24 protein-coding genes are annotated in these 22,698 nt (G+C 63.3%); 15 read left to right on the top strand and 9 right to left on the bottom strand.

Translation table 11 applies throughout. The annotated features are described in order from the left end of the window. Window positions 1-66 precede the first annotated feature (66 nt). The 3 genes from tadA to ETQ85_RS08570 are packed head-to-tail and all read left to right on the top strand — an operon-like array spanning window position 67 to window position 1,471. The gene (gene tadA / locus ETQ85_RS08580) at window positions 67-552 is read left to right on the top strand and encodes a tRNA adenosine(34) deaminase TadA (protein ID WP_148578797.1); all 486 of its coding nucleotides are present in this window, start codon (window positions 67-69) and stop codon (window positions 550-552) included. A 5-nt stretch (window positions 553-557) separates the two neighbouring features. Then, the gene (locus tag ETQ85_RS08575) at window positions 558-1,037 is read left to right on the top strand and encodes a L,D-transpeptidase (RefSeq protein WP_187394643.1); all 480 of its coding nucleotides are present in this window, start codon (window positions 558-560) and stop codon (window positions 1,035-1,037) included. Further along, on the top strand, window positions 1,034-1,471 hold the full coding sequence (locus ETQ85_RS08570) for a GNAT family N-acetyltransferase (protein WP_246128699.1): 438 nt from the start codon (window positions 1,034-1,036) through the stop codon (window positions 1,469-1,471). Before ETQ85_RS08575 ends, ETQ85_RS08570 begins: the two co-directional genes overlap by 4 nt. On the opposite strand, the gene ETQ85_RS08565 is transcribed toward ETQ85_RS08570, so the two are convergent. From ETQ85_RS08565 to ETQ85_RS08545, 5 genes are all read right to left on the bottom strand, one after another. Further along, complete coding sequence (locus tag ETQ85_RS08565) at window positions 1,460-2,149, bottom strand: dienelactone hydrolase family protein (RefSeq protein WP_148578634.1); 690 nt, start codon at window positions 2,147-2,149, stop codon at window positions 1,460-1,462. The genes ETQ85_RS08570 and ETQ85_RS08565 overlap by 12 nt on opposite strands. Before the next feature lie 73 nt (window positions 2,150-2,222). Next, window positions 2,223-3,296 carry an AmmeMemoRadiSam system radical SAM enzyme gene (gene amrS, locus ETQ85_RS08560; protein ID WP_148578633.1) on the bottom strand — a complete coding sequence of 358 codons (1,074 nt, stop codon included), beginning with the start codon at window positions 3,294-3,296 and terminating at the stop codon, window positions 2,223-2,225. 3 nt (window positions 3,297-3,299) lie between these two features. Next, the gene (gene amrA, locus ETQ85_RS08555; RefSeq protein ID WP_148578632.1) at window positions 3,300-3,863 is read right to left on the bottom strand and encodes an AmmeMemoRadiSam system protein A; all 564 of its coding nucleotides are present in this window, start codon (window positions 3,861-3,863) and stop codon (window positions 3,300-3,302) included. Next, window positions 3,850-4,668, bottom strand: coding sequence for an AmmeMemoRadiSam system protein B (gene amrB, locus ETQ85_RS08550; RefSeq protein ID WP_148578631.1), 819 nt, complete (start codon window positions 4,666-4,668; stop codon window positions 3,850-3,852). The genes amrA and amrB overlap by 14 nt, the downstream gene beginning before the upstream one ends. Window positions 4,669-4,708: 40 nt before the next feature. Beyond that, window positions 4,709-5,977, bottom strand: coding sequence for an MgtC/SapB family protein (locus ETQ85_RS08545; RefSeq protein ID WP_148578630.1), 1,269 nt, complete (start codon window positions 5,975-5,977; stop codon window positions 4,709-4,711). A 71-nt stretch (window positions 5,978-6,048) separates the two neighbouring features. Between ETQ85_RS08545 and ispD the strand changes: the two genes are divergently transcribed. Genes ispD through thpR form a run of 3 tightly spaced genes read left to right on the top strand, consistent with a single transcriptional unit; the run spans window position 6,049 to window position 7,767 of the window. Further along, entirely contained in the window at window positions 6,049-6,756 is a 708-nt protein-coding gene (ispD, locus tag ETQ85_RS08540; RefSeq protein ID WP_148578629.1) for a 2-C-methyl-D-erythritol 4-phosphate cytidylyltransferase, read from the top strand. After that, window positions 6,753-7,247, top strand: a complete 495-nt coding sequence (ispF, locus tag ETQ85_RS08535) for a 2-C-methyl-D-erythritol 2,4-cyclodiphosphate synthase (protein ID WP_148578628.1) — start codon at window positions 6,753-6,755, stop codon at window positions 7,245-7,247. The genes ispD and ispF overlap by 4 nt, the downstream gene beginning before the upstream one ends. Beyond that, complete coding sequence (gene thpR, locus ETQ85_RS08530; protein WP_148578627.1) at window positions 7,240-7,767, top strand: RNA 2',3'-cyclic phosphodiesterase; 528 nt, start codon at window positions 7,240-7,242, stop codon at window positions 7,765-7,767. Before ispF ends, thpR begins: the two co-directional genes overlap by 8 nt. A gap of 9 nt (window positions 7,768-7,776) precedes the next feature. Here the strand turns inward: thpR and ETQ85_RS08525 are convergent, their stop codons facing one another. Then, the gene (locus ETQ85_RS08525; protein WP_148578795.1) at window positions 7,777-8,244 is read right to left on the bottom strand and encodes an Lrp/AsnC family transcriptional regulator; all 468 of its coding nucleotides are present in this window, start codon (window positions 8,242-8,244) and stop codon (window positions 7,777-7,779) included. Window positions 8,245-8,376: 132 nt separating this feature from the next. Here ETQ85_RS08525 and leuA point away from each other — a divergent pair, with 132 nt between their 5' ends. Next, window positions 8,377-10,059: a 2-isopropylmalate synthase gene (gene leuA, locus ETQ85_RS08520; RefSeq protein ID WP_148578626.1), complete on the top strand. Its 1,683-nt coding sequence runs from the start codon at window positions 8,377-8,379 to the stop codon at window positions 10,057-10,059. A gap of 21 nt (window positions 10,060-10,080) precedes the next feature. On the opposite strand, the gene ETQ85_RS08515 is transcribed toward leuA, so the two are convergent. The 3 genes from ETQ85_RS08515 to ETQ85_RS08505 all read right to left on the bottom strand — a co-directional run bounded on the left by ETQ85_RS08515 (window position 10,081) and on the right by ETQ85_RS08505 (window position 12,464). Next, on the bottom strand, window positions 10,081-10,923 hold the full coding sequence (locus ETQ85_RS08515; protein ID WP_148578625.1) for a hypothetical protein: 843 nt from the start codon (window positions 10,921-10,923) through the stop codon (window positions 10,081-10,083). A gap of 227 nt (window positions 10,924-11,150) precedes the next feature. Continuing rightward, on the bottom strand, window positions 11,151-11,591 hold the full coding sequence (locus tag ETQ85_RS08510) for a host attachment protein (RefSeq protein ID WP_148578624.1): 441 nt from the start codon (window positions 11,589-11,591) through the stop codon (window positions 11,151-11,153). 81 nt (window positions 11,592-11,672) lie between these two features. After that, window positions 11,673-12,464, bottom strand: a complete 792-nt coding sequence (locus ETQ85_RS08505; RefSeq protein ID WP_148578623.1) for a M90 family metallopeptidase — start codon at window positions 12,462-12,464, stop codon at window positions 11,673-11,675. Window positions 12,465-12,590: 126 nt separating this feature from the next. Here ETQ85_RS08505 and ETQ85_RS08500 point away from each other — a divergent pair, with 126 nt between their 5' ends. The 8 genes from ETQ85_RS08500 to ETQ85_RS08465 all read left to right on the top strand — a co-directional run bounded on the left by ETQ85_RS08500 (window position 12,591) and on the right by ETQ85_RS08465 (window position 22,697). Continuing rightward, entirely contained in the window at window positions 12,591-14,795 is a 2,205-nt protein-coding gene (locus ETQ85_RS08500; protein ID WP_148578622.1) for a RelA/SpoT family protein, read from the top strand. A gap of 12 nt (window positions 14,796-14,807) precedes the next feature. Next, complete coding sequence (locus tag ETQ85_RS08495; RefSeq protein WP_148578621.1) at window positions 14,808-15,671, top strand: cation diffusion facilitator family transporter; 864 nt, start codon at window positions 14,808-14,810, stop codon at window positions 15,669-15,671. A 48-nt stretch (window positions 15,672-15,719) separates the two neighbouring features. Continuing rightward, entirely contained in the window at window positions 15,720-16,505 is a 786-nt protein-coding gene (gene yaaA, locus ETQ85_RS08490) for a peroxide stress protein YaaA (protein WP_148578620.1), read from the top strand. Window positions 16,506-16,516: 11 nt separating this feature from the next. Then, window positions 16,517-17,785, top strand: a complete 1,269-nt coding sequence (locus ETQ85_RS08485; RefSeq protein ID WP_148578619.1) for a DUF445 domain-containing protein — start codon at window positions 16,517-16,519, stop codon at window positions 17,783-17,785. 15 nt (window positions 17,786-17,800) lie between these two features. After that, the gene (locus ETQ85_RS08480) at window positions 17,801-18,946 is read left to right on the top strand and encodes a M14 family metallopeptidase (RefSeq protein ID WP_148578618.1); all 1,146 of its coding nucleotides are present in this window, start codon (window positions 17,801-17,803) and stop codon (window positions 18,944-18,946) included. A gap of 421 nt (window positions 18,947-19,367) precedes the next feature. Beyond that, complete coding sequence (locus ETQ85_RS08475; protein ID WP_187394642.1) at window positions 19,368-20,708, top strand: methyl-accepting chemotaxis protein; 1,341 nt, start codon at window positions 19,368-19,370, stop codon at window positions 20,706-20,708. 118 nt (window positions 20,709-20,826) lie between these two features. Next, window positions 20,827-21,111, top strand: a complete 285-nt coding sequence (locus ETQ85_RS08470; RefSeq protein ID WP_148578617.1) for a hypothetical protein — start codon at window positions 20,827-20,829, stop codon at window positions 21,109-21,111. 236 nt (window positions 21,112-21,347) lie between these two features. Then, a complete protein-coding gene (locus ETQ85_RS08465) occupies window positions 21,348-22,697 on the top strand; it encodes an efflux RND transporter periplasmic adaptor subunit (protein WP_148578616.1) in 1,350 nt (449 codons plus the stop codon). Window position 22,698: the final 1 nt, after the last annotated feature.

Here is a 22,698-nt window from a genome sequence, read left to right as displayed (position 1 = left end):
GGGTCTTTCCACAATGCTGCTTTAAAATCCGTTTTCCTGTTTTTGAAACACTATTCCATTCACACAATGATCCCGACCCGTCCCGAGAAGGACGCCGAATTCATGCGTGCAGCCATCGCGCTCGCGCACGAAGCCGGCCGTTGCGGCGAGGTGCCCGTCGGGGCACTGATCGTCGGCCCCGATGGCCTTGTTGTAGGCCGCGGTTTCAATCAGCCCATTCTGCGTCACGACCCGACTGCACATGCTGAAGTCATGGCGTTGCGTAATGCCGCCGAGTTGCTGGGCAACTACAGGCTGCCGGGCTGCACTCTGTATGTAACCCTTGAGCCGTGCGCCATGTGCGCCGGTGCGATCATGCATGCGCGTATCGGCAGAGTGGTGTTTGGTGCGAACGACCCCAAAACCGGGGTAGCCGGTAGCGTAATCGATCTTTTTGCGGAAACACGCCTAAACCATCACGCCGAGGTGGAGGGAGGCATGCTTGCCAGCGAATGTGGCGGGCTTTTGTCAGCTTTTTTTGCTGCCCGGCGCAAACGACCGGCAGGAGGGTGAGAATTGTGCAGATTTGTATCGATATTCCGTCCCAGATACTGACCCTGATCGCCGATGACGGTGCGTGCATCCGTCGTTACCGCGTTTCCACGGCTAAAAACGGGCCAGGTGAAGAGGCCGGGAGCTATCGCACCCCGCGCGGCAAACATCTCATTCGCGCCCGGATTGGCGCCGGGGAGCCGCTCGGTGCGGCCTTCCGCGGCCGGCGTCCGACCGGTGAGGTGTGGACGCCCGAACTGTCTGCCGCCGCGCCGGAGCGGGACTGGATCCTGACCCGCATCCTGTGGCTGTCGGGCATGGAGCCGGGCCGCAATCGTCTCGGCAATGTGGATTCCATGCGCCGCTATATCTATATTCACGGCACGCCGGATACGGAGCCGATGGGCGTGCCGCTGTCGATTGGCTGCATTCGCATGCGCAACCGGGATGTGGCCGAGCTGTTCGATCTGGTGCCGGCCGGCACGCCGGTGGAGATCTGCGCGTGAGCGGGGAGTCCGGGGTGCTCATCCGGCTGGGCAGCTGGGATGAACTGGCGGGTGTGGTCACGCCGATCCGCTTCTGCGTCTTCGTGGATGAGCAGGGCGTGCCTGCGGAGATGGAGCTGGATGAGTTCGATGGGCTGTCGCGTCACGCGGTGGCGCTGGCCGGTGATGTGCCGGTAGGAACTGGCCGCCTGCTGCCGGATGGCCATATCGGGCGAATGGCGGTGCTTGTTGATTGGCGTGGTCGGGGCGTGGGGACGGCGCTGCTGGAGACGCTGATCCTTGAGGCCACACGCTTGGGCATGGCTCAACTGGTGCTCAGCGCCCAGACGAATGCTCTGGGCTTTTATGCGCGTTTCGGTTTCGTGCCGGAAGGAGACGCATACGATGAAGCCGGCCTGCTTCACCAGGCCATGCGAAAAAACCTAGCGGGTTGAGGCGCTGTCGTCGGTACCGACTGTTACCGGCACGTGGGCAAGATGACGCTGAAACCATTCGGCGGCCTGGGTGGCTGTCGTGTCGAGGGCGCCCGGTTCGCGGAACAGATCATCGGTGCCCGCAACGACCCGCCAGTCCTTCTGGCAGGTGAGCTGCTCGTAGGCTTGCCGGACATGGGTCAGGCCGTCGTCCTTTTCGCCGACGATCATGCGGGTCGGACAGGCGACCTGTTGCAGTGGCGACATGCCGGCCAGGCCGGGGCGGCCGCCTCGACACACCAGCGCACTGACCATTGTCGGTTCCTTTGCGATGGCCCGGATTGCTGCGGCACTGCCGGTGCTGCTGGCCACCAGTCCGACCGGCAGCGGGACCAGCGGTGGCTGGTGGCGCAGCCATTCAAACAGCGCGCTGATGCGCTGGCCGAGGAGCGGCGTGTTGTAGCGGGTGTCCGGATCGCGGGCTTCTTCGTGGCGCGTCAGCAGATCGAAAATCAGGGTTGCATAGCCGGCTTCCTGCAGGCGTTTGGCGAAGTGGGCCTCGCGGGAGTTCCGGTGGTTGCCGACGGAGTTCTGGGCGATCAGGATCAGTCCGGCGGCGTCCGGCGAGTGGGCGAGCAGGGCTTCAAGCCAGATCGGGCCGGCGGCGATGCTCAGGGGGGTGTGACGCAGTTTCATCATGATCGGACGGTGCAGCCTGTATTTTTCCGGACGATGGCACGCCACCGGACAGGCTGCAAGGGCGTGGGGCGGCCTAGTTGGCGTGAATGTGCACTGGAACACGGCGCGGCCCGAAAGCGCCGCTGAATTCCCCGAAACGTCCGGCTACCGGATGTCCGCAGGCGCTGCAGGCACCGCTGGCATTCAGGCGATAGGCCAGGATGGCGTACCAGTCCCGTTCGATGACGACCTGCCCGCAGGACGGGCAGTGGGTCGAGCCGCCGTCGGTGTCGTGCACGTTGCCGGTGTAGACGTAATGCAGGCCGGCATCGCGGGCAATCTGCCGGGCCCGGCTGAGTGTGGCCGGCGGGGTCGGCGGAATCTGGTCGAGCTTGTAGTCAGGGTGGAAGGCGGTGAAGTGCAGGGGTACGTCGGGCCCGAGTTCGTTGGCCACCCATTTCGATAGTGCGGTGAGCTCGGCGTCGGAGTCGTTGAGGCCGGGGATCAGCAGGGTGGTGATTTCCACCCACACCGGGGTTTCGTGGTGCAGGTAGAGCAGGGTGTCGAGTACCGGAGCCAGGTGGGCACCGGTCTGGTGGACGTAGAAATCTTCGGTGAACGCCTTGAGGTCGACGTTGGCGGCATCCATCACGGCGTAGAAGTCGCGGCGCGGTTCTGCGTGGATGTAGCCGGCGGTGACGGCCACCGTGGCGATGCCGTGCTCATGGCAGGCGATGGCGGTGTCGATGGCGTACTCGGCGAAAATCACCGGGTCGTTGTAGGTGAAGGCGACGCTGCGGCAGCCATGCCGGGCCGCCGTCTTGGCGATTTCAACCGGGGACGCCGCATCCATCAGCCGGTCCATGTCGCGACTCTTGGAAATATCCCAGTTCTGGCAGAACTTGCAGGCCAGGTTGCAGCCGGCGGTGCCAAAGGAGAAAACACTGCTGCCCGGGTAGAAGTGGTTCAGCGGTTTCTTCTCGATGGGATCAATGCAGAAGCCCGAACTGCGCCCGTAGGTGGTGAGGACCATCTTGCCGTCCACCCTCTGGCGCACGAAGCAGGCGCCGCGCTGGCCTTCGTGGAGACGACAATCCCGCGGGCACAGGTCGCACTGGATGCGGCCGTCGTCAAGGGCATGCCAGTAGCGGGCGGGGTGGGTGTCCATGATTTACTCCCGGGTTTCGCCCTCGTGCCACTTTTGCACCTGGTAGCGGGCGAGCATGACGTTGGGCCCCCAGAAGTCGACGGGCAGGCGGGCCTTCTGCTTGAGGGCCGCCATAAAGGTGTGCTTGTCCGGCAACTGCTCCCATACCTGGGGCAGAAAGGTGGCCTTCTGGCAGCCGTTGAAGAAGATCACCCCGTCGCGGCCGGGAACCAGCTGGGCGAGGGCATCGGCTTCGTCGCGGAATTCCATGAAGTCCGGTTCGGTGAGCAGGGAGACTTCGACTTTCACCCGGGCGAACTCGCTCGCCGACAGCGGCGGGAAGCGTGGATCGCGCAGGGCCGCGGAGACGGCGTTTTCGCGTACGTCGTCGCCCAGTGTGCGGTGGGCATTGAGGCTGCCGATACAGCCGCGCAAGTCGCCGTCGAGGGTCAGGGTGACGAAGGTGGCGCCCCGCTCTGCGAGGCGGGGATGCTCAAGCGCCGCCGGGGCACTCTGCCCGAGCGCATCGGCGATGGCCTTGCGGGCCTGGGTCAGGAGCGCCACGCCGAGGGTGTCAGTGGTGGGCACGGTCGCATTCCTCTGAAAACACAATCGAAGCGTAGCCGACCACCCGCTCCCGGTCGCCTGCCGTGTCGCCGGAATTGCGCAAGTCGAGCAAGTGGGGTTTGAGGTTGTGGCGTTGTGCGGCGAGGAGCAGGCCGTTGATCGGGCCGGCGCCACAGGCCTGTTCACAAAGCAGGGTTGCGTCGAGCTGACGGATTTGCGCGATGGTGGCCTTGTCGCGCCACTGGGCCTGGCGGTAGGGGTGGTAATGGGACAAGTCGGAGCTGATGACGATCAGGGTTTCCGGCCCTCCCCACCGAGCTTCCAGAACTGCTGCAACCCGACGGGCGTCCACGTCACCGACGGCGATGGGCAGGATTTCAAAGTGATCGAGCGTGGTTTGCAGGAAAGGCAGCTGCACTTCGATGGCGTGCTCTTCGGCGTGGGGCAGGTCATCGACGATCACACCGGGCATTTCCCGCACCGCCAGCCAGGCTTCCCGGTCGACGGCCACCGCGCCCAATGGCGTAATGAAGGATTGCGCCGCGGGCAGGGCCATGCCGCGTACTGCTACCCGGTGGGTCGGGCAAAGAATCAAAACCCGGCGGATCACATCGCGCCGCTGCACGAGTTCGGCGTAGGCGCTGGCGGCCACTGCGCCTGAGTAAATATAACCCGCGTGCGGCACGATCAACGCCTTTGGGGCATCCACCACTTCGGCGGGAATGGCCGCAGACAGAAAGCCCGCTACCTGGGCATGCAGGCTATGGGGATCGGCTGGGTAGAAAAGCCCGGCTACAGCCGGAAGGCGTTGCGACGCGTGAGCCATGATTTCCTTCTTGATGAAACGGGGAACACCCTTGATTCCATTATAGGACCGGGCGCAGCAACCATGCGATCCCGCCGCCCAGCCCGGCGCCAACCGCCAGCATGCCGCCCACCACCCGCCAGCCGAGGGCGCGCCCACCGAGACCGAAGGCCAGTCCGGTCTTGAAAGTGAGGTTGGCGAGCATGGCGAGCAGGATGGCAATGGCTGTTGGTGTCGTTTCCATCTTGCCCAGGTTGAGCAGGCGCAGGGTGGACAGGGCGATGGCGTCCACATCGGTGAGGCCGGAGGCGAAGGCCAGCAGGTACAGCCCGCCCTGGCCGGCGCTGTCCGACAGCCAGGCTGCGCACAGCAATACACCGGCGTAGAGCAGACCGAAGCCCATGGCCGTGCGCAGCTCGGTCGGGTTGCGGGTTTCAGGAATCGGCAGGCCTTCCTGGGCGGCCAGCTGGCGCCAGTTCACGGCAATCACCACGGAGCCGATCAGGATGGCCAGCAGGCAGCCGGTGGCCAGCTCGGGGAGCACTGAAGGAGAGAGCACGCCGGCAATGGCCAGAACACGTACCACCATGATCAGGTTGGCCAACAGGATGACCAGCGTGGCGGTGGGGGCCATGGCCGGGTTTTCGCGGGCATGGCGGGCAAACACCATGGTGGTGGCAGTGCTCGACACCAGCCCGCCGAAAAGGCCGAGCAGGGGTGCGCCGTAGCGGGCACCGATCAGGCGCAGGGCGGCGTAGCCGGCGAGGCTGACGCCGGAGATCAGCACGATCATCAGCCACACCTGGTGGGGGTTGATCGCCTCATAGGGGCCGAAACCGTGGTTGGGCAGGATCGGCAGGACGATCAGCGACAGCACCGAGAACTGCAGGATCGAGCGCCAGTCCTGGCTGGTCAGGCGGGAAGCCACGCCGCGCAGTTCCGACTTGAAGTAGAGCAACATCGTCGAGCCCACTGCCGCCATAACGGCAAGGCGCCCCTGGCCGACCCACACCATCGCCCCCAGGCAGTAGCAGACGAGCAGGGCGACGACCGAGGTGGTGCCCGGATCATTGGGTTCCGGCTGGCGGAAATTGGCAGCGATGATCATGGCCGCCACCAGCACGAAACCGGCGATCAGGAGGCCTGGCGTGGCGAGCTGTTCGGCCAGCAGGCCGGCCAGCGCGCCGAGCAGTCCGGTGAGCCCGAAAGTGCGTACGCCCGCCAGGGCGGCCGGGCGACGCTCGCGCTCCAGGCCCATCAGCAGGCCGATGGCGGTGGCCAGGAAGAGGGCTTCCAGCTGACGGGTTTCAAAGGGTAGGGAGAACAACATGGCGGCTATCCCGGAGTGGATGAAACCTAATCAGCGGCAGAATCGCGCTAGACATTGAGTAGAATTGCGCGATGCGAATTCCGACTACCCGTTGTTTCGCGATTGTTCCGGCCGCAGGTAGCGGCAGCCGGATGCGCAGCGAACAACCCAAACAATATCTTTCCCTGCTTGGTCAGCCCCTTATCCGTCACACCCTGGCGGCGCTGTGTGCGTCGCCGGTGATTGACCGGGTGTACGTGGTGCTGTCGGTCGGTGACCAGGAGTGGGACCGCCACGACTGGACGTCGTTCGGCAACCGTCTGGTGCCCCTGTTTTGCGGCGGCGCCTCGCGGGCCGACAGCGTGCTTAACGGCTTGCGGGCCATTGCCGATGATACGTCCGAATCCGACTGGGTTCTGGTTCATGATGCGGCGCGTCCGTGCCTGGCGCCGTGGCACATCGAGAATCTGGTGCGCGAGCTCATCCACGACGAGGTCGGCGGCATTCTTGCCGTGCCGGTGGCTGATACCCTCAAGCAAGCCGACAGTCACCAGCACATCGCTGCCACCGTGCCCCGCGATGGTCTGTGGCAGGCTCAGACGCCGCAGATGTTTCGCTACGTGATGCTCAAGCGGGCCCTAGAAAGTGCCCGCAATGTCACCGACGAGGCCAGCGCCATCGAGGCCATGGGCCTGCGGCCGCGGCTGGTGCGGGGCGATCCGACCAACCTGAAAGTCACTTATCCCCTCGATCTGCATCTGGCCGAGTGGATTCTCCAGCACCGCGAGGAAGCCTCATGAGCATGGTTCCGTTCCGCATCGGGCAGGGCTTTGACGTCCATGCCCTCGTTCCCGGCCGCCCGCTGATCATCGGCGGGGTGACCATTCCGTTTGCCAAAGGTCTTTTGGGCCATTCCGACGCCGACGTGCTGCTGCACACTATTACCGACGCGATCCTCGGAGCCGCCGGTCTTGGCGATATCGGCCGGCATTTTCCGGATACCGATCCCCGTTTCGAGGGTGCGGATTCCCGCGTGCTGCTGCGCGAAGCCGCTGCGGCAGCCCGGGCGGCCGGTTGGCAGACGGTGAATGTGGACGCCACGGTGATCGCCCGGGCGCCGAAGATTTTGCCCCACGTGCCGGCGATGATCGCCAACATTGCCGCTGATCTGGGCGTCGATCCGGCGGCGGTGAACGTGAAGGGCAAGACTACCGAAAAACTCGGCTTCACCGGCCGCGGCGAAGGCATCGCCTCCCAGGCCGTGGCCTTGATGGTGCGGCTAGATGGCTGAAGCCCGTCGTCGTCTCTTCCTGGCCCTGTGGCCAGGGCCCGAGCTGGCCGGGCGGCTGCAGACGGTGTCGGCCGAGGCCTTCAGGGTGTGTGGCGGCCGGCAGATGCGCGTCAAGACCCTGCATCTGACCCTGGCCTTCCTCGGCGATGTACCCGAGTCGCGTATTCCGGCACTGCTGGCGGCGATGAGCCGGATCAAGGGCCGGCCATTCCAGCTGGTTGTGGACACGCTTGGCTACTGGAAACACAACCGGATTGTGTGGGGCGGCTGCCGCGCGCAGCCGGAAGCGCTGGATCAGCTCGTCAGCGCCATCCGCCAGCAACTCGTCGCGCTCGGTTTGCCGGGCGGATCAGACTCCTTTTCTCCCCACATCACGCTGTTGTGCAAGGCACGTCCCGTCGGCGAACTGCCGGCGATGACTCCCCTCGCGTGGCCGGTGGGCGAATGGGTGCTGATGGAATCCTGCCCCTCGACGGCCGGAGCCGATTACCGGCGTCTTGCCGCCTGGCCGCTGGGCTAGGCTTGTGCTTCAGCCGGTGACGGGAAGGGCCGTGCGATCGACAACCCGGCGCAGGACAAAACTGGTGTGAACACCGGTCACGCCCTGGATGCGGGTGATCTTGTTGAGCAGCAAGTCCTGATACGCATCCATGTCACGGACGACCACCTTCAACTGGTAATCGGACTGTTGGCCAGTGATCAGCAGGCATTCGAGCACTTCCGGAATCTCCGTGATGCTCGCCTCGAGCTGGGCGAAACGTTCCGGAGTGTGCAGATCCATCGAGATTCCGATCAGGGCCATCAGTGTCAGGCCGAGTTTCCTGGCATCAAGAAACGCCCGGTAGCCGATGATCAGTCCGGCTTCCTCGAGCGTGCGTACCCGGCGCAGGCAGGGGGAGGGCGACAGGCCAATACGGTCGGCCAGATCCTGATTGCTGATCCGCCCTTCCTGCTGCAGGATGGCGAGAATCTGCCGGTCGTAACGGTCCATAGCTATTAAGTTGCTCATTTTTTGTATTTGGAAAAATTTTATGCTGATAATGGTAGGCGGCTGGCCATGAAACGCAAGGGTCTGCCAAGCACTTTTCCGTAAGATTGCTGCATTGAAAAAATCTTTCGGAGCCTTATCATGCCGCAGCAAACCGTCGCCAAATACAACGCCTTTCCGCAGGTTCAACTCACCGATCGCCAATGGCCCAGCCGTGTCATCGACACCGCGCCGATCTGGATGAGCACCGATCTTCGCGATGGCAACCAGTCGCTCTTCGAACCGATGAACGGCGAGAAGAAAATGCGGATGTTCGAGACACTTTGCGCCGTCGGCTTCAAGGAAATCGAAGTGGCCTTTCCGTCCGCCTCGCAGACCGAGTTCGATTTTGTACGTGGCTTGATCGAAGGCAATCACATCCCCGATGACGTCACCATCGAGGTGCTCACCCAGGCGCGCGAACACCTCATTCGCCGCACCTTCGAGTCGCTCAAGGGTATCAAGCGCGCCATCGTTCACGTCTATAACGCCACCTCCAAACCCTTCCGCGAGAACGTGTTCGGCATGAGCAAGCCGGAGGTGGTGAAGATGGCGGTGGATGCCGTCAAACTCATCAAGACGCTTGCCGAAGCCCAGCCGGAAACCGAGTTCGTGCTCGAATACAGCCCGGAAACCTTCACGGCCACCGAGCTCGATTTCGCCCTCGAAGTGTGCAACGCCGTGACCGAAGCCTGGGGTGCCACGCCCGAACGCAAGGTCATCCTCAATCTCCCGACCACGGTGGAAGTGGCCACGCCGAACATCTACGCTGACCAGATCGAGTGGATGCACCGCAACCTCGCCCGCCGCGACAGCGTGCTCATCAGCCTCCATCCGCACAACGACCGCGGTACGGCGGTGGCGGCTGCCGAACTCGGCTTGATGGCCGGCGCCGACCGCGTCGAGGGCTGTCTCTTCGGCAACGGCGAGCGCACCGGCAACGTGGACCTCGTGACTCTTGCCCTCAACATGCACACCCAGGGCGTCGATCCGCAGCTCGACTTCTCGGACATCAACGCCGTGGCCCGCACCTACGAGCATTGCACCCAGTTGCCGATTCACCCGCGCCATCCGTATGTGGGCGATCTCGTCTTTACGGCTTTCTCGGGCTCGCACCAGGACGCCATCAAGAAGGGTTTTTCCGCGCAGCAGGCGGATGGCTTGTGGAGTGTGCCTTACTTGCCTATCGACCCGGCCGACGTCGGCCGCAGTTACGATTCGGTGATCCGCGTCAACAGCCAGTCCGGCAAGGGGGGAATCGCCTGGTTGATGGAAAACGAACACGGCGTCGTCATGCCGCGCCGCTTGCAGGTCGAGTTTTCCGGCGTTGTCCAGCAGCACACCGACGCGCATGGTGGCGAAGTGAGTGCCGAGGAAATCTGGGGCTTGTTTGCCGATACCTACCTCGATGCCGCCGTTCCGGTGCGCTATTGCGGGCACCAGCTCTTCGAGAATGGCGCCGCCCAGGGCATCCGCTTGCGTGTCGATATCGATGGCGTGCCGCAAGAGCTTACCGGCGAAGGCAATGGCCCGATCAATGCCGCCGTGCATGCCCTTCAGAGTGGCGGCATCGGCATTCAGGTGCGCAGCTACGAGGAGCGTTCGATGGTTCCGGTTGGCGAGGATGGTAATGCCCGCGCCTGCGCCTTCATGGAGGTGGCCGGCAGCAAGAGCGACTGCTACGGGGTTGGCATCGATGCCAATATCGTCACCGCATCGATCAAGGCGCTCATCAGCGGAGCCAATCGTTCCCGTGCGAGTGTGCAGGACGCCGTGCCGGCCTGATGGCAGGCGTGTTATTGGCCATCACCGGCTTGTGTTCTTCTGGCGGCGGCGGATGAGTCCGCTCACGCCGAGGGCGCCAAGCACCAGGGCCATGGAAGCCGGCTCTGCGACGGTGGAGACGGGCGGGTCGAGCGTGATGATGTCGTTGGCGCAGAGCATGGTCCATTGCACATCGAAGCTCTCCGACGGCGTGTCGCCCTGCCAGTGCTGGCCGAAGACGGTGACCGGGATTTCCACTTCGTAGAACCAGTGCACGCCGCCGAGGGTGCCCATGTTGCTGAAGCGGCCAGAGATGGCCATCGCGGCGTTGCCGACGTCCGTGCCGGTGTTTACCTTGGTGATGTAGGGGGAGTTGTTCGGGTCGTAGACGCCCGGGGCGCTCCACAGGCCGGTGGCCCAGTCGCTCTTGGCGGTGCTGACGACGTCGCCCTGCTTCAGTGTGGCGCTGCGGTCGGCGGTCAGGATGCCGAAGTCCCAGATGCCGTCGTGGCCGAAATCGATGGCGAAGTCGCCACGGCCGAAGCTGTTGGCGGTGGTCGCGGTGCTGGGGTCGTGGCCGGTGATCAGGCCGATGGCCAGGTAGGTCTGGTTATCAGCCTTGGTGTACCAGGTCAGGTACATGGCTTCCGCATCGTAGGCCTGACCGCCCCAGCCGGGGGACAGATAGCCGCCGTTGGCGTTGCTCTGGTCTTCGACGGCGAACAGTACCTCTGCATTAGGCGTCCATCCGGATACCCTGCCGTTGTTGGTGACGCCCCAGTCGGCGAAGTTGCCGTCAATTGTCAGGCTGCCGGCATGCGCCAGGAGGGGGTTTGCTACGGCAGCAAGGGCGAGGGCGAGGCTGGGCAGGAAGTTCTTTTTCATGATGCACACCAGTCGGTATCGAGTGGTGGCCAGAATAGGGGCCGCCTGCACAGGGCTTGCGGCACTTCCTCACAGATGTTGAACGGGTAGGGGGGAAAGAACAGGCGGATGCGACCCCCATCACAGCCGCCTGCAAGCGCGGTGTACCCCTACGGTCTGGATAGGGCCGTTTTTCTGTGCTGCAGTGGAAACGGCGGGGGGCGCAGACCTGGGGCTCGCGAGGAGATTCAGACGAGGATGCAGCTTTCGAGGCGCCCGCACAGGGTTGGCTCGGAGGACTTGGTGTAATCCTTTTCGAGACGGTCGGTCACCATTTGCGACGTGGGGCCGTCGAGAGTGGCGTTGAGCATGCCCATGAAGGCGGGCGGGGCGACGAGGATGGCTCGGCCGAACAGATTGCGGCTGCGCCCGAGGTAGAGTTCCTTGGCGAGCATCTGGGCAAAGCTGCGCGCGGCATTGAGTTTGGGCGGAGTTTGTTGTTCCCGCGAGCCATGACCGCTGCCGCCGGCCTGCATCTGCCCCGCCCGGTCGGAAGACAGCTCGGCATTTTTCATGCGGCTTTCAGGGTGGGCGATTTCCTTGACCAGCTGCAGGCCCTGCTTCGGACCGAGGTTGGCGTACAGGCGGGCAAGGCTCGCGTTGGCGACCAGAATCCAGGTAATAGCCATGTAATGCTCTCCACTGTCTGTAAGGAATGCCGGAGTGGCTTAACAACTCTAGACAGTGGATCGGTGCATGGCAAAGTTTTGTTACGGGAATGCTGTCGGGGTGTGCGCCGGGGTGGCTTGCCGGCTTGCCGGATCTTGCTGGTAATAGAGAGAAAGTTGCTTGTAAACAGCTGGGTATTCCTTTTTCAGAAGCCCTGGTGTCTCGAAAAAAGCTTCGCTCATGACCGCAAAAAACTCTGCCGGATGTTCGGTGCCGTAGGTGTCGAGGAGCAAGTCCTCACCCCGGTCGAAGCGGGCGCAGAAATCGTCGTAGGCGTGCTGGAAAGCGGCGGCCCAGGCACTGGCGGACATGCTGGCCGGCAGCCGCGGGTAGCCGTCCACTTCGCCGTTGCTCATGTCCAGCTTGTGGGCGAATTCGTGAATCACCACGTTGATGCCGTCAAGGGGGTTTTCTGCGTCGAACCACGACAGCAGCACCGGACCGCCTTCCCAGGCTTCGCCGAGGACTTCGTCGTCGTATTCATGCACCACGCCATCTTCGTCGGCGACCCTGCGGGGAACGACGAAATCACCGGGATAAACGACGATGCCGACCCAGTCGGCGTAGGCGTCGATACCGATATTCAGTACTGGCAGGCAGGCCTGCAGGGCGATGGACAGAAGAATGTTGTCGGTGACGAGCAGCCCTTCGGCGCCGTGGACTTCCTTGTCGGCGAGAAATTCGAGGGCCATGCGGCGCAGGCGGGGGCGTTCTTCCGGCGGCAGGAAGTCGAGGAAAGGCAGGGTTGCCTCGACGCGCGCCCATTGTTCGGGTGAAATCTGCGTGCGGTCGGCGGTGCGTTTGCGCCGCCAGCGGCGGAAGGCGGAGAACATGCAGGTAAGGTCAGTGTCGAAAGGCGTGGGAAATTTGTGGGTAGTGGCTGTAGCTATGTGTCTTCGCACACAAACGGAACGATGAAGATCAAACCCTCTACAGCCAGCCTATAGGATAATGCCGGCATGGTCGCCGTTACGCATTCAATATCCCAGTCCGCCTCCGCGCTGTCCGCGCCCGAACTCCTCTGCGAAGGACTCGCGTCCGACGATGCCCGCCGGGTTGGCGCGGCGCTGGAGTGGGTTCAGCCCATTTACGAAGCCCGGACACTCGGTACGCATGAGCCAGTCTGGCAGCATGCCCTCGGTACGGCGCTGATTGCCGCGTCCCTGCGGCTGGATGCCGATACCCGCATCGCTGCGCTGTGCTTTGCGGTGGGCGACGTGCTCGATCACCCGAACGATGACATCGTGGCCCGCTTTGGCGACGGGGTAGCCCTGCTGGTGGATGGCCTGCGTCGCCTTAACGGCCTGCGCGTCATCACGCGCATGACCACCACCGCCAGTGCCCCCGAAATCCGCGCCCAGAGCGAGGTGCTGCGCAAGATGCTGCTCGCCATGGTGGAAGACATCCGCGTGGTGTTGTTGCGTGTTGCGTCGCGCACCCAGACCCTGCGTTATTTCACCGACCATCCAGGCCCGATCCGCGAGTCCATCGCCCGCGAGAGTCTCGACATCTACGCACCGCTGGCCAACCGGCTGGGCATTTGGCAGCTCAAGTGGGAGCTCGAGGATCTGTCCTTCCGTTTCCTGGAGCCGGAAACCTACAAGCGCATCGCCCGCATGCTTGATGAACGGCGTGTTGAGCGCGAGCAGTTCATTGTCGATGCAGTGGCCCGCCTGAAGAGCGAGGTGGCAGCGATCGGGGTCAAGGCCGAGGTGTATGGCCGGCCCAAGCACATCTACAGCATTTACAACAAGATGCGCGGCAAGCGCCTCGACTTCTCGCAGATCTACGACGTGCGCGCCCTGCGTGTGCTGGTGCAGGAAGTGAAGGACTGCTACGCGGTATTGGGCATCGTGCACCAGATCTGGACGCCGATTCCCAAGGAGTTCGACGACTACATTTCGATGCCCAAGGGTAACAACTACCAGTCGCTGCACACCGCCGTGTATGCCGCCGACGGGCGCTCGCTGGAAGTGCAGATCCGCACCCACGGCATGCACAACCATGCCGAACTCGGCGTGGCGGCTCACTGGCGTTACAAGGAAGGCACCGGCGCGCCCAACGCCGATTACGACGAGAAGATCGCCCTGCTGCGCAGCCTCTTGTCGTGGCGCGACGAGGTGACCGATTCCGCTGACTGGCTGGAGCAGTTCAAGCGTGCATCGCTGGATGACACCATCTACGTGCTGACGCCCCAGGGCCGGGTTATCGACCTGCCGCGCGGGGCGACGCCCATCGACTTCGCCTACCGGGTGCACACCGACGTCGGCCACCACTGCCGGGGCGCCAAGGTTAACGGGCAACTGGTCACCCTCAACACGCCGCTGGAAAGCGGTCAGACAGTGGAGATCATGTCCACCAAGGAGGGCGGGCCGTCGCGCGATTGGCTCAATTCACACCAGAACTACGTGTGCACGCCGCGGGCGCGGCAGAAGATCAAACAGTATTTCAGCGCCCTCGAAGAAGAGGAGCTGCTGGTGCGTGGTCGCAGCGTGCTGACCCGGGAGTTCCAGCGCGAAGGGCACGGTCAGGTCAATATCGAGGATCTGGCGGGGCGTCTCGGCTTCAAGAATGCCGAAGCCCTGTTCATCGCGGCCGGCCGGGGTGAAGTGGGGCCGCGGGCGATCCAGATCGCCTTGCGCGGTGCCGACTCCCTGGAGCCGCCGCCGGAAGTCCCCGAGGTCGTCCTCGGCCAGAGCCATTCCGGCGATGCGGGTGACACGATCCTGATCGTCGGGGTCGGCAAGCTGATGACCTCCCTCGGACGCTGCTGCAAGCCGGCCCCGCCGGATGCAATCCAGGGCTACGTCACCAAGGGGCGGGGCGTGTCGATCCATCGGGTCGAGTGCCGTGATTTCCAGGAGCTCGTCCGCGCGCACCCGGAACGCCTGATCGGTGCCGAATGGGGCAGCGTGGGCGCACCGAAGGATGCGGTCTTCCCGGTGGACATCCTGGTGCACGCCATGGACCGGCAGGGGTTGCTGCGGGACATCTCGGAAGTGCTATCGCGGGAAAAGCTCAACGTGATTGCCGTCAATACGCTGAGCCGCAAGGGCGCCGCGCGGATGCGCTTCACGCTCGAAGTGCATGACGGTCACCAGATCCAGCGGGCACAGACCCTGATCCGTGATGTGAAGGGTGTGACCGACGTGGAGCGCGGCTAAGCGAAGCCCGTCATGCGCCGGCTGGAGCAGCACCACTTCGCCTGGCTGTCCATCGCCGCCGCGCTGGCCACGATAGCGCTCAAAACCCTGGCCTGGTGGGTCACCGGCTCGGTCGGGCTGCTGTCGGACGCACTCGAGTCCTTCGTCAATCTGGCCGGTGCCTGCTTTGCCCTGTGGATGATCCTCATCACCCGCGATCCGCCGGATGGGGGCCACCCCTTTGGCCACAGCAAGGCCGAGTATTTTTCCAGCGGTTTCGAAGGCATCCTGATTTTCGGGGCGGCGGTAGCCATCATCTGGGCTGCGGCAGAACGCCTGGTCGCACCGCAACCCATCGAATCCCCGGGATGGGGCCTGGCTTGGTCGGCGGCAGCGACTGTGATCAATTTTATCGTCGCGCGGGTGCTCGCGCAGGCCGGGGAGCGCTTCAACTCCATCGCCCTGCGCGCCGATTCGCGGCACTTGATGACCGATGTGTGGACTTCGGTCGGTGTCATTGCAGCGGTGGCCCTGGTGGCATGGACAGGCTGGCTGCGGCTGGACCCGTTGATCGCCATTGCCGTCGGCCTGCACATCACCTTTGAAGCCTGGCATCTGCTGCGCGAGTCGGTGGATGGCCTCATGGATCGCAGCCTCGACGGCGAGGCGGTGACCCGCGCCCGCACGGTGCTGGAGTCCTTTCATCGGCGTGGCGTGGCTTTTCGGGGGTTGCGTACGCGTCGCGCGGGCGCCGTAGCTTTTCTCCAGGTTGTCGTGCTGGTGCCGGGTGACTGGAGCGTTCGCCAGGGACACGAGCTGCTCGACGAGATTGAGGCCGATCTTGGCGCAGCGCTGCCGGGCATTGAGGTGACTACCCACCTGGAGCCGTTACCCTGAGCGCGGTTTGTTAAGATTCGGCCACTTCCGTCTTTTCAGTCTGCCCCCATGATTTTCGTGTTGTCCCCCGCCAAGGCCCTCGACTACGAGACGCCACCCACCACGCTGCGCTTCAGCGAACCCGAATACCTGGACCATGCCGCGGAACTGATCGCCGGGCTGCGCGAGCTGTCCCATGCAGAAGTTGCCCGGCTGATGGATCTGTCCGATCAGCTTGCTGCCCTCAACGTGGCCCGTTACGCCCAGTGGTCGCAGCCGTTTTCGCCGGCCAACGCCAAGCCGGCGGTGCTCGCCTTCAACGGTGACGTCTATGACGGCCTCGACGCCAGGACGCTCAACGAATCCCAGCTCGACTACGCCCAGCAGCATCTGCGCATCCTGTCCGGCCTCTATGGCCTGCTCAAGCCGCTCGATCTGATGCAGCCTTACCGCCTGGAAATGGGCACCCGCTTCAAGAACGCCCGCGGCAAGGATCTGTACACCTTCTGGGGCATGACCCAGACGGAGGCGTTCAACCGGCTCCTGGCCCGCGAGGACGAGGCGGGCAGGGCGCCGGTGCTGGTGAACCTGGCTTCCGAAGAATATTTCAAGTCGGTCAAACCGGCCCAGCTCAAGGGCCGCCTGCTCAATCTTGGCTTCGAGGACTGGAAGGGCGGGCGCTACAAGATCATCAGTTTCTACGCCAAGCGCGCCCGCGGCCTGATGGCCCGTTACGCGATCACGCATGCCGTGGAAGACGTGGAGCAACTGAAGGACTTCGGCAGCGATGGTTATGCCTTTGCCCCCGAAGCGTCGGATGACAGCCGCTGGGTGTTCCGGCGGCGCGAGGGCTGAGAGTCAGGCACATGGCAAATCCCGAAAAAATGCTCAAACTGGCCCGCATGAAGACCCTCGCGACGAGCTTGCTGGTGGCCGTGGTGGTGATCCTGATCGTCGCCCGCATGCAGGGCTGGCCGTGGGTGGCTGCCTTTGCCGAGGCGGCGATGATCGGTGCGCTGGCCGACTGGTTTGCGGTGGTGGCCCTGTTCCGTCATCCGCTCGGTCTGCCGATTCCCCACACGGCGATCCTGCCGCGCAACAAGGCGCGGCTGGCTGACAACCTGGCGGTGTTCATCCGCGACAAGTTTCTCGATACGGCTTCGCTGGTGGCGCGCATGCGCGCGGCCAACCTGGCAGCCCGCCTGGGAATCTGGCTGCAGGAGCCAAAGAACGCCACTTTGCTGGCGGACCGGTTGGGGCTGATTCTGGCCCAGTCGGTGGATTTCATGGATGATCCGCGGGTGCGCCGGTTGTTCCTGCACGCCCTGCGCCGGCGTGCCGGGGCGATGGACATGGGTGACAGCGTCGGGCGCATTCTCGACGCGCTGACCGAACACAGCCGCCATCAGGCGCTCCTCGACGAAGCGCTCAACAAGCTGGCCCACTGGCTCAACGAGCCGGGCGTCAAGCAGGGGTTCGCCGGCATGATCGTCGACGTGGCGGGCAAGGAATACCCGAAGGTCGTCTCCATGCTGGGGCTGGTCGGCATCAGCCCGACCGAACTCGGGGACAAGGTGGCGACGGGCATCGTGGCTGGCGTGAATGGTCTGCTCGACGAAATTGCCAGTGATCCGGCGCATCCTCGGCGGGCCGCCTTCGACGAGGTGATTGCCCGTTACATCCAGCGTTTCAAGCACGACCCGTCCTTCCGCGACCGGGTGGATCAGGTCAAGCGCGAATTTCTCGCCCATCCGGCCGTGGGTACCTACCTGCGGGAGCTGTGGGATGAACTGCGCGACTGGCTGGGCCGCGACATGGCCAAGCCGGATTCGCACATCCGGCGTCGGCTGGCGTCGGCTGCCAGCGCCCTCGGGGCGAGCCTGGCTACCAACCCGGCCCTGCGGGATTCGCTCAATGAACGCATCGAGCACATTGTCGAAAGTCTCGCGCCGGAAGTGCGCGACAGTCTTGGCGGGCATATCGCCAGCACCGTGCGGGCCTGGAACGACGAGGACCTGGTGCGCGAGATCGAAGTCAGTGTCGGCCGTGACCTGCAGTTCATCCGCCTCAACGGTACCGTCGTCGGCGGTCTCATCGGCCTGGCCCTGTACGCCATTACACATCTTTTCGCCTGACCGGAATCCCTTTTCATGACGCTACGCATCAGCAGCAATTTCGACTCCGGCGCCATCGAGGTGCTGTCCATCGATACGCCGGACAACATCCGCCTGCGCCTGCGCGCCGACCAGGGTATCGCCAGCGACAGCAGTTTTCGGCAGTGGTTTCACTTCCGCCTGCACGGCGCGGCGGGGCTGCCGGTGCGCATGGTTTTCGAGAATGCGTCGGAAGCGGCCTACCCGGACGGCTGGCCGGGCTATCGCTGCGTCGCATCGTATGATCGGCATCACTGGTTCCGCATCACTGGCACCCGCTACGAGAACGGCCAGTTGATCGTCGAGCATACGCCCGAGCGTAACGGTATTTACTACGCCTACTTCGAGCCGTATTCCCACGAGCGCCATCTGGACCTGCTCGGCCGCGTGGAGATGTCGCCTTTTGCGTCGGTCAACAACCTGGGGGCGACCGTCGACGGGCGCGATCTCGATCTGGTCACCGTCGGACGCCCGGATACGGGCCAGGTGCCTATCTGGATCATCGCCCGTCAGCACCCGGGCGAAAGCATGGCCGAGTGGTTTGTTGAAGGTCTGCTCGATCGCCTGCTCGATGCGGCTGATCCGGTGGCCAGGCGCATCCGCGAGAAGGCCGTGCTCTACATCGTGCCCAACATGAACCCGGATGGGGCGATTCGCGGCAATCTGCGCACCAACGCGGCCGGTGCCAACCTGAACCGCGAATGGCGTGAGCCGAGCCTGGAACGCAGCCCGGAAGTGCTGCTCGTCCGTCAGGCCATGGAGGCGAGCGGGGTGGAACTCTTCCTCGACATTCACGGTGACGAGGCGCTGCCCTATGTGTTCTTCTCGACTGCCGAAGAAGTACCGGGCTTTTCGGATGAGCAGCGGGTACGTCAGGCCCGTTTTATCGATGCCTTCCAGGCCGCCAGCCCGGACTTCCAGACCGAGCACGGCTACCTCAATGGGCGTTTCAAGGACGAACTCCTGAGTCTTGCCTCGAAGTGGGTGGCCCATCGCTTCGATTGTGTGTCGATCACTCTCGAAATGCCTTTCAAGGACAATGCCAATCTGCCTGATGGTCTTGCCGGCTGGAACGGGGAGCGCAGCAAGCGCCTTGGTGCGGCCATGCTCAACCCGATACTCAACCATCTGTCTCGGACGTGATATTGCTCAAGGACAGTGCCCAATGCACCGTTATGGATTACAGGTCCAACATAAAAATGTGATCCATGATCGATAACAAAAAACCGAGATCCTGCGGGGGGCAGAGGCGCGTCAAAGCAATATGGCCCTGGTTGGTGCTGGGGGTATGGCTGACGATCTCTGCCGGACAGTTGTGGTCTTTGCAACTTGAGTCAGTGCGGGCGGGGGATATATGTAGCGCTACATCCGGCGGATCCATTTTTGGGAGTGTGCGATGAGTGCAGGAATAATGGCAGCTGATGATGGGCTGATTAGTTTCAGGGCACGGGCCGACAATCTTTTCATCTGGACCCTCGGGGCGCATTTGCTGCTTTGTCTTGTCGTGGCTGGGGTGACTGACAGTTGGGGCCCTGCCTTGTCTGTTGGCGTTCCGGCATTTCTGGTGCCTTTTCTGCTCAGTCGTACTGCCCAGGGCGCGTTGGTGACGCGTATTGCGGTGGGCTGCGCCTTCATGATCTTTTGTGCGCTGTTGATCCAGCAGACCCGTGGAACCATCGAAGCCCACTTCGGGATTTTCGTGTTGTTGGCCTTTCTTGTCTTGTATTGCGACTGGCGTCCGCTGGTGGCTGCTGCCGGCCTGATTGCCGTGCATCATCTTGGCTTCGCCTGGCTACAGGCGAGCGGGGCCGGTGTTTATATTTTTCCCCAGGTAGACGGGATCGTGCGCGTGCTGATCCATGCTGTCTATGTGGTGGTCGAGACGGGTTTGCTGTGCTTCATGGCCGGTCTTCTCAAGGGCATGGTCGAGGACGGCATGACGGTTTCGGATTTCGCCAGGCGGGTTACTGCCGGTCATTTGGACTATCCCTTCGATCCCCGACGCTGCGAGGACCGCCCGTTGCTGGGGGCGGTGGCACGCATGCAGGAAGAGCTGCGCCGTACGCTGACCGAGGCCCGTAACACGGCCGATAGCCTGCAGTCCCTGGCGACCCGTCTCACGAAAACTTCCATCGACATTGCCAACGGCGTCAGTGACCAGAACAACTCCACGACAGCCATGGCTGCGGCCGTGCAGGAGATGACAGCATCCATCAGCCAGATTTCCGGCAACGCCAGCGATGCCCGCCGTCTGTCATCAGATTCGAGTGACGCTGCGATGGCGGGCAGCAAGGTCGTGAAGGTTGCGGTGGGTGAAATGTCCAGTATCGCCGGGGTGATCGGTAATGCCGCCGAGCGGGTTGAAGCACTGGGGCGCGAGTCCGAACGGGCGGCCGAGGTTGTCACGATCATCAAGGGCATCGCCGATCAAACCAATCTGCTTGCCCTCAACGCAGCCATTGAGGCTGCACGAGCGGGCGAGCTGGGCCGCGGGTTTGCCGTGGTGGCTGATGAGGTGCGCAAGCTCGCCGAGCGGACCACTACGGCGACCAACGAAATCGGTCTGATGATGAACGACATGCGTGGTGCCAAGGAATCGGTGCTGGCCTGTATCGAAAGTGCGGTGTCTCTGGTGAATACCGGCGTCGCCCATGCGGGTGCGGCGGGTGACTCCATCGATCTGATCACCGGTCGGGCCAATGGGGTGGGTGACATCGTTAACAGTATTTCAAATGCCCTGGAGGAGCAGAGTCAGGCCGCGCAGGAAATTGCCAGGCACGTCGAGCACATCTCCCAGATGGCTGACCGCTCGGCCGTGGCGACCAGTGATATCGCCGGTGAAGCAACGGCTTTGACCGGTAATGCCGAGAGCCTGCGCAGTGCGCTGGAGCGCTTCCACATTTAGGGTCACGGGCAGGTGAGAAAAAAATTCAAAGTTTTTTTGAAATCGTGTCATCTGCCAAGCTGACGTTTGCGTTAAGGGAAGACAGGTGAGCGATCACCGGATTTCACAGGAGAAGTCGATGGGCAGTTATTGCAACGAGTCCTACGCAGAGTTTCTGGATTCCCTCAAAGCCGCGGGTGTCGTGATCCGCAATGAAAGCGAAGTGCGCGAACGGCTGGCAGAGTCCCAGCGCTGGCGTAGCGCCTTCATGACCCTGGCTGCCAATGGTCGTACGCTCGGGATCGAGTTTACCGTGGCTGGCAAGGGTAGCGACCCTCGCGCCGTGCAGCGTGTTCTGGCTGAACACGCCTTTCCCGCTGAAAAGGAAGCCGCGTTTATCGCCCAACTGACGGCCGACCGCTAAGCTGCATATCGATGGGGGCCGGAAAAACTTTCCGGCCATTGAAGAAGCTCCCTTTCGTCGCAAGGCGCAAGGGAGTTTTTTTGCGCCTTGCGAAACGTGTTGGATGACGCGCTGCCAGCCATCTCCCGCTAAAGTTTTGGGTTGATGCGTCGTCAATACGGAGACGACATATTTTCAGGATCGATCCTCTGAACTCCCGTCTCCCGCCCCTCTCCAGCGAAACCCTGTCTCTCGATGTGCTTGCCCTGCAGGCCGCTGTGGTCTCCCACGACCGCCTGGGACCGTCGGCGACGGCCTTTGCTTCGGAGCTTGCAACGCGTCTTGGTTGCGAGCAGGTAGCGGTTGGTTTTGTTGAAGACCGGTTTACCCGCGTGGTGGCGATCTCCCACGGGAGCATCGGCGAAGGGCGTACAGAAATGCTGCGGGCTATCGGCGCCGCCATGGACGAGGCCATTGAGCAGGCGGCAACCGTGCTGGCGCCGGTTCCTCCCGATCAGCTACCGCGGATCGTGCTCGCCCACGAGGCACTGTTGCGTCGGGATGCTGGCGAGGTGTGCTCTATTCCGATTGTCATCATGCATGAACTGGTGGGGGCCGTGCTGCTGCAGTTTCGCCAGTCGAGTGCGCTTTCGCCAGAACGCATCGTTGAGCTGGAGCACGCGGTAGCCCTTGTGGGGCCGGTGTTGCACTTCATGCGGCATGGCGAAAGGCCGTGGCGCAAGCGTTTGCGTGATCGTCTGCGACGGGGCTGGGTACATCTGCGGGAGCCCGGCAGTGGGCGCTTGCGGGCCGGAATCGGCATCATGCTGGCGGCAGTTATGGTCTTGCTGGCCGTTCCCTTCGAGTTCCGGGTTGGTGGCAATGCGCGTGTCGAAGGGGAAATTCAGCGGGTTTTGGTGGCGCCGGCGGATGGATTTCTCAAGCAGGCCCTGGTCAGGCCGGGGGATCTGGTCAAGGCCGGGCAGTTGCTGGCGGAGTTGGCCGAGCAGGATCTGCAGCTTGAGCGGAGTAAGTGGAGCAGTGAATTGGCCCAGCATGAGAATGCCTACTCTGCGGCCATGGCCAGGGCCGACCGTACCCAGCTGGTGATCAGCCAGGCGAAGGCTGACGAGGCGCGTGCCCAGCTTGCGCTGGTGGACGGGCAGATCGGACGCAGCCATATCGTGGCCCCGTTCGACGGCGTGCTTATCCGCGGTGACCTGACCCAGTCCCTCGGGGCTCCGGTGCAGCGCGGCGATGTGTTGCTCACGGTGGCGCCGCGGGAGCGCTTTCGGGTCATTGTTGAGGTAGATGAGCGGGATATTGCGCGGATCCGGGTCGGTCAGTCGGGCAGTCTGGCCCTTTCGGCCCTGCCATGGGACGCCTTGTCCATGACGGTGACGCGTATCACACCGATGGCGATGGCAGTGGAAGGGCATAACGTTTTCGAGGTGGAGGCGGCGCTGACCAGCATTCCGGACAGCCTGCGGCCCGGTCTGCGTGGTATGGCACGCATTACTGTTGGTCGTGAACCGTTGTTGTGGGCCTGGACCCACCGCCTCACAGACTGGATTCGTCTGGAATGGTGGGGTTGGTGGGGGCGCTGAA

It is taken from the genome of Zoogloea oleivorans (genome assembly GCF_008107625.1).
In the GTDB taxonomy this organism is placed as follows: domain Bacteria; phylum Pseudomonadota; class Gammaproteobacteria; order Burkholderiales; family Rhodocyclaceae; genus Zoogloea; species Zoogloea oleivorans.
The sequence above is the reverse complement of the archived record's forward strand: the minus strand, read 5'-3'. Positions and strand labels throughout refer to the sequence as shown.